General features: G+C 66.5%; 14 protein-coding genes. 7 read left to right on the forward strand and 7 right to left on the reverse strand.

Features of this window, described 5'->3' with window-relative positions:
• The first annotated feature begins 13 nt into the window (after nt 1-13).
• Nucleotides 14-1024 carry an oxidoreductase gene (locus NYE40_RS02780; RefSeq protein WP_339279274.1) on the forward strand — a complete coding sequence of 337 codons (1011 nt, stop codon included), beginning with the start codon at nt 14-16 and terminating at the stop codon, nt 1022-1024.
• Nucleotides 1025-1096: 72 nt separating this feature from the next.
• On the opposite strand, the gene NYE40_RS02785 is transcribed toward NYE40_RS02780, so the two are convergent.
• From NYE40_RS02785 to NYE40_RS02805, 5 genes are all read right to left on the reverse strand, one after another.
• Nucleotides 1097-1618 carry an N-acetyltransferase family protein gene (locus tag NYE40_RS02785; protein WP_339279275.1) on the reverse strand — a complete coding sequence of 174 codons (522 nt, stop codon included), beginning with the start codon at nt 1616-1618 and terminating at the stop codon, nt 1097-1099.
• A gap of 92 nt (nt 1619-1710) precedes the next feature.
• Nucleotides 1711-2871, reverse strand: coding sequence for a glycerate kinase (locus tag NYE40_RS02790; RefSeq protein WP_339279276.1), 1161 nt, complete (start codon nt 2869-2871; stop codon nt 1711-1713).
• Nucleotides 2872-3008: 137 nt separating this feature from the next.
• Nucleotides 3009-3569 carry a hypothetical protein gene (locus NYE40_RS02795; RefSeq protein ID WP_127464512.1) on the reverse strand — a complete coding sequence of 187 codons (561 nt, stop codon included), beginning with the start codon at nt 3567-3569 and terminating at the stop codon, nt 3009-3011.
• Nucleotides 3570-3647: 78 nt separating this feature from the next.
• On the reverse strand, nt 3648-5255 hold the full coding sequence (locus NYE40_RS02800) for a methyl-accepting chemotaxis protein (RefSeq protein ID WP_339279277.1): 1608 nt from the start codon (nt 5253-5255) through the stop codon (nt 3648-3650).
• Between the two features lie 143 nt (nt 5256-5398).
• Nucleotides 5399-6235 carry a PPK2 family polyphosphate kinase gene (locus tag NYE40_RS02805; protein ID WP_339279278.1) on the reverse strand — a complete coding sequence of 279 codons (837 nt, stop codon included), beginning with the start codon at nt 6233-6235 and terminating at the stop codon, nt 5399-5401.
• Between the two features lie 148 nt (nt 6236-6383).
• On the opposite strand from NYE40_RS02805, the gene NYE40_RS02810 reads away from it, so the two are divergent.
• Entirely contained in the window at nt 6384-7133 is a 750-nt protein-coding gene (locus NYE40_RS02810; protein ID WP_339279279.1) for a GTP pyrophosphokinase family protein, read from the forward strand.
• A gap of 61 nt (nt 7134-7194) precedes the next feature.
• Here the strand turns inward: NYE40_RS02810 and NYE40_RS02815 are convergent, their stop codons facing one another.
• Nucleotides 7195-8070 carry a hypothetical protein gene (locus NYE40_RS02815; RefSeq protein WP_339279280.1) on the reverse strand — a complete coding sequence of 292 codons (876 nt, stop codon included), beginning with the start codon at nt 8068-8070 and terminating at the stop codon, nt 7195-7197.
• Between the two features lie 157 nt (nt 8071-8227).
• Nucleotides 8228-10141 carry an LTA synthase family protein gene (locus NYE40_RS02820; protein WP_339279281.1) on the reverse strand — a complete coding sequence of 638 codons (1914 nt, stop codon included), beginning with the start codon at nt 10139-10141 and terminating at the stop codon, nt 8228-8230.
• A 279-nt stretch (nt 10142-10420) separates the two neighbouring features.
• On the opposite strand from NYE40_RS02820, the gene NYE40_RS02825 reads away from it, so the two are divergent.
• The 5 genes from NYE40_RS02825 (at nt 10421) to NYE40_RS02845 (ending at nt 14835) form a co-directional block, all read left to right on the forward strand.
• Complete coding sequence (locus NYE40_RS02825) at nt 10421-10993, forward strand: sigma-70 family RNA polymerase sigma factor (RefSeq protein ID WP_339279282.1); 573 nt, start codon at nt 10421-10423, stop codon at nt 10991-10993.
• A 29-nt stretch (nt 10994-11022) separates the two neighbouring features.
• Complete coding sequence (locus NYE40_RS02830; RefSeq protein WP_339279283.1) at nt 11023-12240, forward strand: hypothetical protein; 1218 nt, start codon at nt 11023-11025, stop codon at nt 12238-12240.
• Entirely contained in the window at nt 12237-13187 is a 951-nt protein-coding gene (locus tag NYE40_RS02835; protein ID WP_153782722.1) for an ABC transporter ATP-binding protein, read from the forward strand. The genes NYE40_RS02830 and NYE40_RS02835 overlap by 4 nt, the downstream gene beginning before the upstream one ends.
• Nucleotides 13184-14089, forward strand: coding sequence for an ABC transporter permease subunit (locus NYE40_RS02840; RefSeq protein WP_339279284.1), 906 nt, complete (start codon nt 13184-13186; stop codon nt 14087-14089). The genes NYE40_RS02835 and NYE40_RS02840 overlap by 4 nt, the downstream gene beginning before the upstream one ends.
• 173 nt (nt 14090-14262) lie before the next feature.
• Nucleotides 14263-14835, forward strand: a complete 573-nt coding sequence (locus NYE40_RS02845) for a hypothetical protein (RefSeq protein WP_028597958.1) — start codon at nt 14263-14265, stop codon at nt 14833-14835.
• Nucleotides 14836-15501: the final 666 nt, after the last annotated feature.

A 15501-nucleotide genomic window follows, 5' to 3' on the forward strand; every position in this document is an offset into this window, starting at 1 on the left:
AGGAGGAATCCCCATGCATTTCAGAGCGCTCGTGGCGGACCGTCGGGAGGATCAAGCGGAGGCGTCCGTCCAGACCGTGGAGGAGGCGCGCCTGCCGGAGGGCGAACTGCTGCTGAAGGTCGCTTATTCCAGCATCAACTACAAGGATGCGTTGGCGATGGAGCCCGACGGGCGCATCGTCAGCCGCTACCCGCATATCCCGGGCATCGACGCGGCGGGCGAGATCGTCAAGAGCTCGGACAAGCGGCTCAAGCCGGGGACCAAAGCGATCGTGACGGGCTACGGCTTCGGCGTCAGCCAGCACGGAGGCTACTCCGAGTTCGCGCGGGTTCCCGGCGATTGGGCGGTTCCGCTGCCGAAAGGCCTGACCGAGCGCGAGGCGATGGCGCTCGGCACGGCCGGCCTGACCGCGGCGATGTCGGTGCAGCGGCTGCAGGACAGCGGCGTCTCTCCGTCGTCGGGACCGGTCGTCGTCACCGGCGCGAGCGGCGGCGTCGGCACGCTCGCCGTCTCGATGCTGGCCCGGCTCGGCTACGAGGTGGAGGCGGTCTCCGGCAAGGAGGAGGCGCATGAGCGGCTGCGGGAGCTCGGCGCGGCGCGGATCCTGCCTCGCGAGGAGCTGCAGCCGCAGGAGGCGCGGCCGCTCGACAAGCAGCGCTGGGCGGGAGCGGTCGACTGCGTCGGCGGCACGATGCTGGCCAGCCTGCTCAGCCGCATGAAGTACGGCGGAGCCGTCACGGCCTGCGGCTTGACCGGCGGCGGCGAGCTGCCGACGAGCGTATACCCGTTCATCCTGCGCGGCGTGAGCCTGCACGGCATCGACTCCGTATGGGCGCCGCGGGAGCTGCGCAAGCGGCTGTGGAAGCGGATGGCCGGCGATCTGAAGCCTCGCCGTCTGGAGGAGCTGATCGCCGAGGTCGAGCTGACCGAGGTGCCGGCCGCCGCCAAGGAGCTGCTGCGCGGCGCCTCGACCGGACGCAAGGTCGTTGTCGTAGGGGCGGATGCCCGGCTGTCCGATCGTTGAAAAAAGAGCTGCCTCTGCGGGTCCATGAGATGGACCGCAGGGGCAGCTCTTTTGTTCAAGCGCGTCGCGCAGTCAAGCGGTAGAGATCTTTCGCCCGACATACACGAGATCGCGCTCGACGCCGTCGAGGACCGCGACGCGGGGCAGGCGGCCCCAGACGTCGAAGCCATGCTTCTCGAACAGGCGCAGGCTCGGCTCGTTGTGGCCGAACACGAGGCCGACGAGCGAGTGGATGCCGAGGCCCGGGCAGGCGTCGATCGCGCGCTGCAGCAGCCGGCCTCCGAGGCCTTGGCCGCGCAGGGCGGGGGAGAGGTAGATGCTGATCTCGGCCGTGCCGTTGTAGGCGGCGCGCGGGTGGAACGACTGGTAGCTCAGCCAGGCGACGACGGCTCCCTGGCCGTCCTTCAGCACCCAGAGCGGGCGAAAGTCCGGCGAGTGCTCGTCGTACCAGGCTTGCCGCTGGACGGGCGTCACCGGCTCCAGATCGGCGGTCACCATGCGGCCCGCGATCGTCGTATTGTAGATGTCCACGATCGCCGGCAGGTCCTCCGGACGCGCATCGGCGAGGGTGTAGGTCAGCAGGGGTTCATTCACGGGGTCAGCTTCCTCTCGGCGGGATGGTCGTGTTCTCCCTATCGTAGCATGGCCGGCGGGAGGGCGGCTAGCGGGGGCGCAGGGCGGCGGGCTTACAGCGCTTCTCGCGGCGGCTGCTGGAGCTTGAGCAGCCTGCCGATGCTCTCGCAGGTCCGCTCCACGTTTTTCGGCCCGTCCGCGAGCAGCCGCTCCAGCTCGGACGCTCCCGGCACGATGCCGAAGATCGCGTCGATACCCTCTTCGTACAGCGTCTCCGCGCCGTCGCCGACATATCCGGCCAGCGCGATGACGGGCTTGCCCGCCTCCTTGGCCGCCTTCGCGACGCCGAACGGCGTCTTGCCGAACCGGGTCTGGAAGTCCATGCCGCCCTCGCCCGTGAAGCAATAGTCCGCCTCTGCCAGCTTCTCGCGCAGCCCGGAGCAGTCGATGACGATGTCGATTCCCCGCTGCAAGGTCGCCGGCGTGAACGCGAGCAATCCCGCTCCGAGTCCGCCGGCCGCTCCGGCTCCGGGGAGATCGCGGACCGGCTTGCCGAGCTGCTCCGCGAGGACGGACGCGTAGCGGGACAGGGCGGCGTCCAGCGCCAGCGCCATTTCCGGCGTCGCGCCTTTTTGCGGACCGAACACATGCGACGCTCCGGTCGGGCCGCAAAGCGGATTCGTGACGTCGCAGGCGACGATCATCTCGGCCTCGGCCAGCCTCGGATCCAACCCGGACACGTCGACCCGGGCCAGCCGCCCGAGGCTGCCGCCGCCTCGGGGCAGCTCGGCGCCGTCCGCATCGAGGAACCGGGCTCCGAGCGCCTCCGCCATGCCGGCCCCGCCGTCGTTCGTCGCGCTGCCGCCGATGCCGACGATGATTTTGCGAATGCCCCGGTCCAGGCAGGCGCGGATGAGCTCGCCGGTTCCGTAGGTGGTGGCGAGGAGCGGGTTGCGCTGCTCCTTGGACACGAGCTGGATGCCGCTGGCGGACGCCGTCTCGATGACGGCGGTGGCGCTGTCTCCGAGGATGCCGTAGCGGGCAAGGACGCGCTCGCCGAGCGGGCCGGCCACTTCCTCGGCGACGAGCTGGCCGCCGCTCGCGTCGACGAGCGACTGGACGGTGCCTTCTCCGCCGTCGGCCATCGGGACGTGGATGAAGCGGGCGTCGGGGAACGCCTTGCGCAGGCCGGCCTCCATCGCGATGCAGGCTTCCTTGGCCGTCATGCTTTCTTTGAACGAATCGGGGGCGAGCAGAAAGGTCGGTCGTGACAATGCGATCACCTCTTGGTTCGTGTGGCAGGTCAGAGCAGGAATCCGTACAGATGGGCGTACGGCATCGGATGCCGGCAAGGCTCCGATCTCGTCCGCGTACTCTTCCAGAGACTTGATCCGCCCATGCGGGCCCGATCCTATTCGGAGCCTGTCCCGGCACCCGGAGGATAGGCTGCTTGACGAAGAGCGGACCGCACCCGCTCGGCGGCGGCGCGGTAAGCCTCGGCCACTGCCGGCTCGTAAGCCGCATGGAGCGCCTCCATCTCCGCGCGAAGCCCCGGCTCGCGCTCGAAATCGGATGCGGCCGGAGGCGGAGCCGGCGATTTACCTTCAAGCCGCTTGCGATGGACGGCGGCCGTATCGGCGAGCGTCTCGAGCAGCTCCAGCGAGCCGAGCTCCCGAAAAGCTGCAAGCAGCCCCGCCCATGTATCAGGCGTTTGGAGCAGCATGCCTGTCCAGACATAGTATTCCCAGGCGGATCCGGCAGCGTGCCCGTCGAGCACGCGCAGCAGGAACAGCGGTCGAAGCTTCTGCGGCAGCGCATCGAACGCTTCTTTCTTGCGAATATCGGACGCGCCGCGCAGAGGGGCGAGCACCGGCTCGAGGAAGCGGATGAGCAGGCTGCGGTCGGACAGCTCGGCGAGCTGGTCCGGAGTCAGGCTGTAGTCGGGAGTGGGCATGGGGAGAGAGGTCGCCATAGAGGAGCCGCTCCTTTCATCACAGGGAGTAGAGCGATCGAACCGCCAGGAACGAAGGGGGCCGGCTCGATCCGCCGATCAGGCCGGTCGAGGCAGATCCGAGCCGGGGGCGTCGTCTCTGCCCGGGCGGGCCAGGGGAGCCTCCGCCGCGATGGCCGCCGCATCGCCGCCCTGGAAGCCGGCCAGCAGATCGGAGGCGAGGCCGGCGATGCGCCTGGCCTCGCCGTCCGTCTGCTCGGAGGCCGTCCGCTGCGCCTCCGACAGCTGCGAGAGCCGCTGCGCGGACTGGCTGGTCTGATCCGCTCCGGCGGCGATGTCCGCCATGCGCCGGGAAGCGGCCTCGCAGCCGGCATCCATCTCGCGGATCGTCGCGGTCAGTCCATGGATGCCCTCCGACATGACGAGCAGCTCCTGCTGCAAGGAGCGGAACTGTCCGAGCGACTGCTCCGCCCGGCCGGACGCGGCCTCGGAGGCGTGCAGCCCTTCCTCGACGCGAGCGGCGGTGCGCTCGTTCTCCTGCCGCATGGAGCTGACGATCTCGCGCATCTGCTCTGCGGTGCGGCTGCTGCGGGCGGCGAGCTTGCGCACCTCGCCGGCGACGACGGCGAAGCCGCGCCCGGAATCTCCGGCGCGTGCCGCCTCGATGGAGGCGTTGAGCGCGAGCAGGCTCGTCTGCTCGGCCATTTCGCGAACCGCATCGACCATTTCTTCGGCCGTCTCGGACGCGGTCACCATGGCGGAGGCGGAGGCGGCCGTCTCGCGCAGGATCGCGCTTGCGGAGGCGACCTGCCGCAGCAAGCTTTCCATGCCGAGGCGATGCTCCTCCAGGCCGGCATCGGCGGCAAGCGCCTTGTCCTGGGTGCCGCCGGTAACCTCGGCCGCCTGCCGAGCCTTGGCGGCGATGTCGTTCAAGCTGGACTGCGCCTGCGCGACAGAGCTCTGCTGCAGCTGCTGCAGGCGGACGGCTTCCGCGAGCCCGCTGCCGACCTCGGCGCTCTGGGCCGCGCTCTCGCGCGACAGCTCGGCGACGGAGCCGGCTGCGGCGTCCAGATCCGCGCTCAGCGCGCGGACGCGGCCCAGCAGCCCTTCGAGCTGCTCCTGCTTCTGCTGCCGCTCCGTCTCCAGCCGGGCGACCTCGCGGGCCTTGCTGCGGATCTGCAGGCAGGTGAACAACGCCGTCAGCAGCAGGAACAGCGCATGGATGAGCACCATCGAGAACGGATAGCGGCTCATGCCGAACACGAGCTCCGGCGCAAGCAGATAGCCCCCCAGATGCTGGACGGCGAACAAGCCGGTCATGACGGCGATCAGGCGGATGCTTTCGTAATAGGCGGCAAGGGCGAGCACCATGAAGATCGAGAAGTGGAACTCGACGCTGCCGCCCGACCCGGCGATGATGGAGATGCTGGAAAAGGTGAGCGAAAGCGTCGCGAGCAGCGGAACGAGCCGCTCGAGGGCGCCGCCCCGCTCGCGTCCGAGCCAGAAGGCGGCGAGCAGCAGCAGGAACGGAAGGACGAGCAGGACGTTGAGCGAGAACGGATCACCCTCGGCGGCGTGGCCGGGCATGGCGTGGCCCATGCCGGACGGGAACCAGCCGAGCGAGCGGTGCGCGAAGTGGATGGCGGCGCCGAGCAAGGCCAGTACGGCGGCGGAACGGAGCATGAAGCGGTTGCGGTACGATAGCATGGATGTCGGATTCTCCCTTGAACATGAGGATGAGGATAGGGGAAGAGCGGGCCTCCTGGACAGGCGGACAGGCTCTAATCTGGATAACGCCGCCGGAGGGCGGCTGGATCAAAAATCGGCAGCGGGGCGGATCGGCCGGGCGCTCATGCCGGCCCGGGATCGATTCCGTCTCTCAGCTCGTCCATGCGGCTCGCGACCTCCTCGTGCGGCTGCGGGTAGGACAGCTCGAGCTTTTCCAGCTCCTCCACGAGCGTGCGGAGGACGACGTAGTTGCGGAACCAGCGGTTGTCGGACGGCACGACATGCCAGGGAGAGGCGTCCGTCGCGGTGCGGCGGATCGCGTCTTCGTAGGCGCTTTGATACTCTTTCCAATGCTTGCGCTCCTCGAGGTCGTTCGGATCGAACTTCCACCATTTCTCCGGATTCTCCATGCGGTCGCGGATCTTTTCGAGCTGGAATTCGGGCGAGATGTGGAGGAAGAACTTGAGGACGCGGATCCGCTGCGACTCCAGCATCTCCTCGAAGTGGCGGATCGCCTTCAGGCGGCGGCGGGCCTCCTTGTCGTCGATCGAGCCGTGCACGCGCGTGATGAGCGCCTCCTCGTAATAGGAGCGGTTGAAGGCCGTCATGCAGCCGCGCGCCGGCACGCAGCGGTGGGTGCGCCAGAGGAAGTCGTGCTGCGCCTCCTCGTCGGTCGGCTTTTTGAAGCTGTAGGCGCGGAAGCCTCCCGGGTCGATGCCGCGGAATACTTTTTTGATGACGCCGTCCTTGCCGCTGCAGTCCATGCCCTGAAAAACGATGAGCACGCCGTGGGTGCGGGAGGCGAAAAGCCGCTCCTGCTGCTCCTCGAGCCGTCCGAGCAGCTCGCGCTGCTCGTCCTCGATCTGCTTCTTGTCCTCGATGCCGTTCGTGTCTGCGGGATCGAACGCCTTCAGCTTCAGCTTGGCGTCCGCGCCGATGCGGTAGCGGTTCAGGTTCATCGCGAATGGTCCTCCTTCGATTGCCGGGATGGGATGATGGATGGCCTCGTCATGGTGTAGAATGCCCGTTTTTTGAAATCGAGCCGCCGGTTGTGAGATGATAGGTATAGATTAAAGCGGCCTGACGGGCCGGACAAGGAGCCATGCGATGAATTCTCCGCAGCTTGCGCAGCTCAAGAAGCTCAAGAACGAGATCACCCGTTTCATGATGATGTATAAATTCGCCCTGGACGAGATGGAGACGAGGATCGAGATCCTCAAGGAGGAATTCCAGCTTCTTCACGATTATAACCCGATCGAGCATACGAAGTCGCGCGTGAAATCGCCCGAGAGCATCATCAACAAGGTGCACCGCAAGGGCAGCGAGCTGTCGCTGTCCTCCATCAAGCAGTCGATCCAGGACATCGCCGGCCTGCGCATCACCTGCTCGTTCGTTTCCGACATCTACCGCATCCGCGACATGCTCCGCATGCAGCAGGACCTCAAGATCGTGCAGGTCAAGGACTATATCGCCGAGCCCAAGCCGAACGGCTACCAGAGCCTGCATGTGATCGTCGAGGTGCCGGTGTACATGTCGGACCGCCAGGAGAAGGTGCTCGTCGAGGTGCAGATCCGCACGATCGCGATGGACTTCTGGGCGAGCCTGGAGCACAAGCTGTACTACAAGTACAACAAGGCCGTCCCGGACCATCTGCTGCGCGAGCTGAAGGAAGCGGCCGACTCGGCCGCCGCGCTCGACCTCAAGATGGAGCGCCTCCACCGCGAGGTGGAATCGCTGCAGGCGGAAGAGGAAGAGGCCGAGGACTTCCTGCCCGCGCTGCTCGAGGAGCCGCGGCAGAAGCAGACGGACGGGCCTGCGCAGCTGCTGCGCCTGCTCGGAGGCGACTTCGGAAGCTAGCGCTTCGCCTTCGTCGCGGGCCAGACTTGGCGGCGAAGCGGTGCTTTTGCCCGCAAGCCTTTCAGCCCGGCTGGATCGCGCTCCGGACGGACGAGCCGGTCCGGCCCGGCTCGAATTCCGCTGCCGGCTCGGGCCGGACGGCCCGCGACAGCGGATCGTACGGCGACTGCTCCGTCTCCAGGCTGTACGCCAGCAGCACCCAGGAAGGGTCGCTTTCGTCGCGGCAGCGGTCGCGGTCCTCGGCGGATTCCGCCTCGTGATACCGCCTTGCGAGCGCGCAGCGCTCCCGCAGTCGCTGCCGCAGCGCCTCGATGGCGGCCTTTTTTTCGTCCTGCGAGGTTTCCAGCAGACCGAGCGCCGCGCAGGGCGACGCGGATGCCTGCAGCTCCTCCAGCGACTCGGCGTCCAGCTTGAGGCGATGGAACGGCCCGATCAGCAGCTGGGATTCCGGCTGCACCTGGAACAGACAGCCGTACAGCAGCTCGTACGCGCCGCGCGCCTGGCGGGCGGCCGCTCCGGGAGGCGACGGCGGAGCCGCTTGCTGCGGCTGGATGTAGTACCCGGCATACCGTTCGCAGAACTGCTCGTAGTCGCGGGAGAACGCCTCCATCTCCCTCCACATTCGTTCGAGGTCAGCGTTGTACAGCGGAGGCTTCCGAAGCAGCGCGAGGAGAAAAAAATGCCGTTTCAGCTCCCGCTCCATCCATGTATGCTTGATCTCGCTCAGCTCGGGATCGCTGCTGAGGATGCGCTCGCGCACCTGTCTCAGCCATTCCTCGGGCATCGCCTCGTCGAGCCTCGCCTCCAGCTCGGCCATGTAGGCCGGCAGCCCTTCCCGCAGCTCCAGTCCGGATGCCGCGAGCGGGCGATACCGCTGATCCGCCTCGTCCGGCGCGCCTCCCGCGCCGCCGAGCCATTCCTTCAACCGGTTCATCATCCGCCGCCTCTCTCCCTCCATCTAGTCTGTCTTGTACCCGCTATTACCCGGGCGCGGCGGTTTTCCACCAGAGGATAGAGGAAATCTTCCCATCTTAAAGAGCACGCAAAAGAGGAACGAGCCCGGCGCTTGATCGCGCGGGGCCCGTTCCTTTTTCTCATTCGCCTCCAGAGTCGGAGTCGGAGGGATATTCCGCTCCGCCATGCTCGGGCAGCGCGGTCATGTAGCTGTCGGACAGCCGCAGCAGCTCGAGCGCGCGGCCGTAGTCGTCCTCGCTGGCGCCGTCGGCGGGCTGGCCGTCCTTGAGCGCGTAGCGCGTGCCGTCCTCGTAGCCGACGCCGGGGATGTACAGCGAGCCGGAGCCGAGGAAGGAGCCTGACGGCAGGTAGTACCGCTGCGGGATCAGGTTGCCGGTCTCGTTCAGCAGATCCTGCCCGAAGTGGATCTGGCCGTCCAGCGAAGCGCCGGCCAGATTCGCGATCGTCGGCAGCAGGTCGACCTGCCCGCCCAGCGTCTCGATGCGGCGCGGCTCGGTCACGCCCGGGGAGGAGATCATCAGCGGGATGTTGATCATGTCCGGGTAGCCGTACTCATGCCCGAAAATTTCCGCCATCAGCTCCTTGTCCTTGCGGTCGAGCGAGAAGATCGGCAGGCCCTGGTGGTCGCCGTAGACGACCAGCAGCGTGTCCTCCCACAGCCCCGACTGCTTGAGGCCCTCGATGAACCGGCCGAAGGCGTAGTCGGCATAATGCTGCGAGCGGATGTAGTCGCCGACGAGCGTATCCTCGTAGCGCTCCGGCAGGACGAGCTCCTGGCCGGCCGGCATTTCCGGCGTCAGCGTGAAGGGGTGATGGGCCGTCATGGAGATGAGCTGGGCGTAGAACGGCTTGCCGCTGGCGTCCATCTCCTTGAGCTTGTCGAGCGTCTTGGCGTAGAGCACCTCGTCGTCCGCGCCGAAGTAGACCGAGTCTTGCTCGCCGAAAAACGGCTTGTCGTAGAACTGGTCGAAGCCGACCGCCTTGTACAGCTCGCGGCGGTTCCAGAAGTCGACGACGTTCGTATGGAACGTCGCGCTGTCGTAGCCCTGCGCCTTGAGCAGCTTGGGCAGGCTCGGCACGTCCTTGTAGGCGTAGTCCATCGTCGCGGCGCCGCTCTCCGGAATATAGAACGAGGTGTTGACGACGAACTCGGCGTCGGAGGTGTTGCCTTGGCCGACCATCTGGTAGAAGCGGTCGAAGTAGAAGCTCTCCTGCGCCAGCCGGTTCAGGTTCGGCGTCGCCTCCTGGCCGTCGAGCTTCAGGCCGATCAGGAAGTTCTGGAACGACTCCAGCTGCACGACGACGACGTTTTTGCCCTTGGCGGCGCCGAAGTAGGCCGGAGAAGACGAGGGCTGCAAGCCCTTGAGCTCGTCGATGCGGGCTTGCGTCACTTCCTCGGGCTCCAGCAGCTCTTCCTCGCTGCCGGTGTCGAGCAGGGCGTACGCCTCGTAATTGAGGATGCCCATGTCCTCGGCCTTCGTATGCTCGTTCATGCTTGCCCGATTGGGCAGAATATTGAACAGGCAAAGCCCGACGGAGGCGACGACGACGGCGCCGAACGCCATCCGGCGGCGGCTGCGCGCGGCGCCGGGCGCGCGTTCCGGCTGGAACAGCTCCTTGCGGCCGCGGATCAGCATCCAGGCGAGGACGACGATGTCGAGGAAGATCAGCGTGTAGTACGGATCCATGAGCGAGAACACGCTGTTGCTGACGGCGGTCACCTGGTTGACCTGCTGCAGCGCGTGCCAGGTGGCGATGACGCCGTAGTATTTATGGTACATGAAGACGGAGAACAGAATGCCGGTCAGCGCGGCGTCCGCGATGACGTAGTAGAGCAGCTTGCGCTTGCTCGCGAGCATCTCGATCAGGCCGAAGATGAGCCAGGCGAACGGCAGCTCGGTGATGAGGATCGCCCAGGACGGGCCGTCGTCGAAGATGACGAACCACGTCAGCATGCTCTTCAGCAGCAGGATGACGGAGAAAAACAGAAAAGGCCGGCTTGTCAGCAGCCGGGTCGCTACATTTTGCCGCACGAGGACAACTTCCTTTCGGGTAGGACTGAACGACGTGAAATGGCGTTGGCGCCGGCGGATCGGGCTGATCCGGGCGAAAGCTCTACAGGCTAGTGTACATTATGAGGCGGCTCCGACGCCTTGTCAAAAAGCAGGAAAGCATGCCAGAGGCCGTGACGGTCAGGTAATATCAGGAAATTCCACGGATTCGGGCTTTTTTTGCGCCAGGCGGATACAAGGAGCGGTTTTCGTCCGTCTTACTCATAGCTGCAGCAAGGAAGGGAGGAGCGGACAATCGAGATGGGGATTCCGGAATCCAAGCGATACAAGCAGATTTTCTACGACTATTACCCGGGCGTGCTTCGCAAGCTGGCCGCGCTGCTGCGCGACGAGGCGCTGGCGGAGGACCTGGCTCAGGAGACGTTCCTGAAGCTGTACCGTCAGCCGCCCGACAACCTGGACGCCCCCGGCGCCTGGCTGCATCGGGTCGCCACCCGACTCGCCTATGACCATATGGACAAAGCGGCGCGCGACCGCCGGCTCACGGAAAAGCAGGAGCGGGAGCTGGCCGCGAGCGTCGGCGCCTCGCCCTCGGGAGAGGCCGAGCTGATGCGCCGGCTCGATCAGGAGGAGGTCCGGCAGTGGCTGGACGGCCTGCCGGAGCGCGACCGCAAGGCGCTGCTGCTCCGCTACTCGGGGTACAGCTACGCGGAGATCGCAGCCGAGCTGAGCCTGCGCCCGCCGCTTGTCGGCACGATGCTGGCGAGGGCGACCGACAAGCTGCGGCGCTGCGCGGAGCAGGCGGAGACAGACGGGAGGCGGCTGGAGGCTTCGCCGGAAGCCGGCTATCGAAGCCGGCTGGAGCTTCACTAACCACACAGACGACAAGGGAGGACGAGCGCATGAAGGAGCAGGATCGCCGGACGTTCCGGCCGAATCCAGCCGGGGCTGAAAGCATCCGCGGCGAAGCGGACCGGCCGGAAGCGTCCGCCCGCACGGACCGGGCCTGGGAACGGCTCATGCAGGCGATGGAGCAGGAGCCGATATCGCCGGCCTGGACGGAGCTGGAGCGGCAGGCGGAAGCGCGGGAAGAGGCGCTGCGCGCCGAGCAGAAGGAGCAGGCGGCAGGCCTGGCTCGACTCGAGGAGGAACGAAAGATGAACGAACGGATGGAGGAAACGAGAATGGACGCAGGAACGGAAAAAACGGCGCCGCGAGCGCGCCGCATGAGCGGCCGCGCGCGCCGCTGGATGGCCGGAGCGGCGGCGGCGGCCGTCGTCGTGACCGCGGTGGCGACGCCGATGGGCAACAAGGCGCTGGCCGCGCTGCTCGGACAGTTCCGCATGGAGCAGGTGACCGAGGTGAACGAGGCGGACCTGCAGCAGCTGTTCAACAGCGTCTTCAGCGAAGGCGTGTCGGAAGAAGCGGTCAATCGCTACGGCGAGTTCAAGGTCGAGACGGGAAGCAGCAGAGGCGAGATGAGCCGCGCGGAGGCGGAGCAGGCGGCGGGCTTCGCGCTGCTGCCGGAGTCGCTGGCCGGCAAGCAGGACAAGATTTATTTGAGCGCCAGCCAGAACCTGAGCATCAAGCTGGACGTGGAGGAGATCAACGCGACCATGAAGCAGCTCGGCGCGACGAAGCTGTTCCCGGCCAGCGTGGACGGCAAGAAGCTGACGCTCGCGATCGGACCATCGGTCAACTACTCGTTCGAAGCGGACGGCATGAACCTGAACGTACAGCAGATGAAGGCGCCGGTCGTCGACGTCGAGGCGGGGGTAGACCTCGAGGATGCGGTCGAAGCGGTGCTGCAATTCCCGCTCATGCCGGAGCAGCTCAAGCAGAGCCTGTCCAGCTCGAGGCTGCTTACGAACGGCGAGCTTCCGCTGCCGGTGTTCACCGACGGGAACAGCAAGGCGGAGCGGCTGCAGATCGGCGGCGTGCCGGTGCTCGTTACGGAGCGCAATTACGGCGACAACAACTTGAATAAGGAAGCGACCTTCGTCAAGAACGGCGTCATGACGATCGCCTCGATGTATCAGAACGTCGAGGAAGGACCGATGACGCGCGAGCAAGCGCAAGCCTGGTTCGCCAAGCAGCTTGAGGAGCTGGTCGGAGCGTGAATGCCTTCGCGATCCAGACCGAGTCGCTGACCAAGCGGTACCCGAACGGGCGCGGCTGCAGCGACGTCACGATTACGGTGCGGGAAGGGGAAGCCTTTGGCTTCCTCGGCCCGAACGGCGCGGGCAAGAGCACCTGCGTCAAGATGCTCGTCGGCCTGATCTTCCCTACGGAAGGTCGGGCTTCGCTGTTTGGACAGGAGGCGGGCACGGTCGAGGCGAGGCGGCTCATCGGCTACTTGCCGGAGCTGTACCGCTACCAGGAGTGGCTCACCGGAGACGAGGTCGTGCGGCTGCACGCCAAGCTGGCCGGACTCGGCCGCGAGGAGGCGAATCGGCGCGTGCCGGAGCTGCTGGAGCGGGTCGGCATCGGCCTGCGCTCGCGCGACCGGGTCAAAGGCTACTCCAAAGGCATGCAGCAGCGGCTCGGCCTCGCCTGCGCGCTTGTCGCCGATCCGCGCATCCTGTTCCTGGACGAGCCGTCCTCGGCGATGGACCCGATCGGGCGCAGCGAGGTGCGGCAGCTGCTGCATGAGCTCAAGGGCCAGGGCAAGACGATTTTCCTCAACTCGCATCTGATGGAGGACGTCGAGGCGCTGTGCGACCGGGTCGCGCTGCTGAACAACGGCCGCATCCTGCAGCAGGGACGCGTCGAGGACGTGCTGCTGCAGCGGCCGCTCTGGCGGCTGCGGATCGGCGGCTACGCGCCGCCGCTGCTCGACTGGCTGCGCGCGGAGACGGGGATCGCGGTGCGCGAGGCCGAGGCGGCCGCGGACGGCTCGGCCGTGCTGGAGGCGGAGCTGGCGGACGAGGAGCAGGCGGGCTGGCTGCACAGCCTGCTGATCGGCCAAGGCGCGACGCTGTACGAGAGCGCGCGGGTGCGCACCAAGCTGGAGGAGTGGTTCGTCACCGAGCTGTCCGGCAAGAGCCATAGGGGGGAGAAGGCATGAGCATCATCTGGAGCATGACCTGGAAGGAGCTCATCCGCAAGCGCGTCGTCCTGCTGACCGGCATGATGACGGCGGTCTTCCTGATCGCCTACTGGTTCATCGCGTCGACGATCGGCGGCGAGATCGGCCAGTTCGGCCTGAGCGAGAACGACCCGATGTACGTCATCGAGCGGTTCACCCGCGGCATGATGATCCTCAGCCTCGGCTTTTTCTTCGGCACGTTCGTCGTCGCGTTCCTGGCGATCTTCAGCAGCTCGTCCGTCATCTCGGGCGAGGCCGAGCTCGGCGTGCTGCAGGCGCTCATGCCGCGGCCGCTGCCGCGCTGGAAATGGTACGCCGGCCGCTGGCTCGGCTATGTCAGCTTCGGCATGCTGTACGCGCTCGCGCTGTTCGCGGCGATCCTCGGCATCGCGGCCATTCATGCAGGGGTGCCTCGGGACGTCGGCTCGCTGTTTTTCGCCTACCTGCTGTTCGCCTCCGTCGTGCCGCTGCTCGTGACGGTCTCGATGCTCGGCTCGACGTTCCTGTCCGGCATCGGCAACGGCGTGCTCATGACGATGCTGTACGGCGGCGGCTGGCTGGGCGGCATGATCGAAAAGGTCGCCTCGCAGTTCGCGTCCCTCCAGCCGGGGCGGGCGGGGGACGGCATCGGCGACTCGCTGAGCACGATCTCCGGCCTGCTGTCGCTGGCGATGCCGGCCGACGGCCTGCAGCGGATGATGCTGGACCGGCTGTTCAATCTGTCCGGCGTCCAGGAGCTGATCGGACTGAGGGTCGACGACCTGTTCCTCATGCTGGGCGTCGGCTCGGCGCCGACGCCGGCTTTCCTCGGCTATGCGGCCGTCTATGCGGCCGTCGCGTTCGCGATCGGCATCCTTCGGTTTCAGCGCAAGGATCTGTAGGGTACTAGAGGGGAAAGGAGCTTGTCCGGACCGAAATGATTCCTTGTTCCCAGTCGATTCCAACGAAGGGCCTGCAACCCTCCTGGACCGGGCTTCGTTTAAGAGGGAAAGGAACATGGGCAGGCGATTCGTAGACGGCATCCAGATGACGCGGAGAAAGGAGGCGGCGGCGCATGCGGACGGGAGCGGCGAGATGGATCGGCTTGTGCATCATGGCGGCGGGGCTGCTGCTTGGCGCGGCGGGCTGGTATTTCAATGAGAGCGAGCCCGGCAACGTGGCCGATGCGGCCGCCGGCCAGCCGAATGCGCTGCCTGTCGTCGCGAGCGGCGACGAGGAGCTGCTGCAGCGGCTCGGCATCCGGCTGGAGCGTCCGGACAGCGATGCGCTGCCGCCCGGGCCCCGGGGCTTGAGCCAGGTCGGCGAGGCCGCCGCGAGGCGGAATGCCGAGCGGTCGTATCCATGGCTCGCCGACAGCGCCGACTCCGTCGGCTGCGCGCTGCGGCTCATGACGAGCCGCGACTTCCGCAGCTTCTCTCCGGAGGCGCTGGCCGCCAACCCGCATCTGCGCGAGGCGGGGCAGCTCAGCCGCACGCCCGTCTACATCGTGACGTTCCGCGGCGTGCGGGCGCCGAGCGGCATCCAGGGCCCTCCCGGCGGCACGGGCGGAGGCGGCTCGCTGAGCGAGGCCAACGTCGTCGTCGACGCCTTTACCGGCGTGCCGCTGCTTAGCTATAGCTACAGATGAACAAAGGGCTGTGCGCTCTCGCCGATGGATCGGCGCGAGCGCACAGCCCTTTTGTGTTGCGGCGGGATGGCTAGCGGGGGAGTCGGCGGAGGATGGTCCGATGGAGTTGAAGTTACGCGGAAAAACCGAGCAGCTCTGCTCAAGCCGGTGCCCCAACGCCGGAGTTGCGCGGAGAACCCGAGTAACTCGACTCGAACCGATGCCCCAACGCCGGAGTTGCGCGGAGAACCCGAGTAACTCTGCTCAAGCCGGTGCCCCAACGCCGGAGTTACGCGGAAAAATCGAGTAACTCTGCTCGAGCCAGTGCCCTAACGCCGGAGTTGCGCGGAAAACCCGAGCATCTCCGCTCGAACCGATGCCCCAACGCCGGAGTTGCGCGGAAAAATCGAGTAACTCTGCTCTAACCGATAACCCAACGCCGGAGTTACGCGGAAAAACCGAGCATCTCCGCTCGAACCAATGCCCCAACGCCGGAGTTGCGCGGAAAATCCGAGTAACTCGACTCGAACCGATGCCCCAATGCCGGAGTTGCGCGGAAAATCCGAGTAACTCTGCTCGAGCCAGTGCCCTAACGCCGGAGTTGCGCGGAAAACCCGAGTAACTCTGCTTGGCGAGGCGGGAGGCCGAGAACGAGCTGCAAGCCGAAAAAATCGGGTTGCAGGTGCT

It is taken from the genome of Paenibacillus sp. FSL W8-1187 (assembly GCF_037965485.1).
In the GTDB taxonomy this organism is placed as follows: Bacteria; Bacillota; Bacilli; order Paenibacillales; family Paenibacillaceae; genus Paenibacillus_O; species Paenibacillus_O pasadenensis.

Bases quoted from the DNA above. Each gene is read 5' to 3' on its own strand.
- NYE40_RS02845 (WP_028597958.1), top strand. From the start codon at position 14,263: ATGCGGACGGGAGCGGCGAGATGGATCGGCTTGTGCATCATGGCGGCG.
- NYE40_RS02810 (WP_339279279.1), top strand. From the start codon at position 6,384: ATGAATTCTCCGCAGCTTGCGCAGCTCAAGAAGCTCAAGAACGAGATC.
- NYE40_RS02840 (WP_339279284.1), top strand. From the start codon at position 13,184: ATGAGCATCATCTGGAGCATGACCTGGAAGGAGCTCATCCGCAAGCGC.
- NYE40_RS02780 (WP_339279274.1), top strand. From the start codon at position 14: ATGCATTTCAGAGCGCTCGTGGCGGACCGTCGGGAGGATCAAGCGGAG.
- NYE40_RS02830 (WP_339279283.1), top strand. From the start codon at position 11,023: ATGAAGGAGCAGGATCGCCGGACGTTCCGGCCGAATCCAGCCGGGGCT.
- NYE40_RS02795 (WP_127464512.1), bottom strand. From the start codon at position 3,569: ATGGCGACCTCTCTCCCCATGCCCACTCCCGACTACAGCCTGACTCCG.
- NYE40_RS02805 (WP_339279278.1), bottom strand. From the start codon at position 6,235: ATGAACCTGAACCGCTACCGCATCGGCGCGGACGCCAAGCTGAAGCTG.
- NYE40_RS02800 (WP_339279277.1), bottom strand. From the start codon at position 5,255: ATGCTATCGTACCGCAACCGCTTCATGCTCCGTTCCGCCGCCGTACTG.
- NYE40_RS02815 (WP_339279280.1), bottom strand. From the start codon at position 8,070: ATGATGAACCGGTTGAAGGAATGGCTCGGCGGCGCGGGAGGCGCGCCG.
- NYE40_RS02825 (WP_339279282.1), top strand. From the start codon at position 10,421: ATGGGGATTCCGGAATCCAAGCGATACAAGCAGATTTTCTACGACTAT.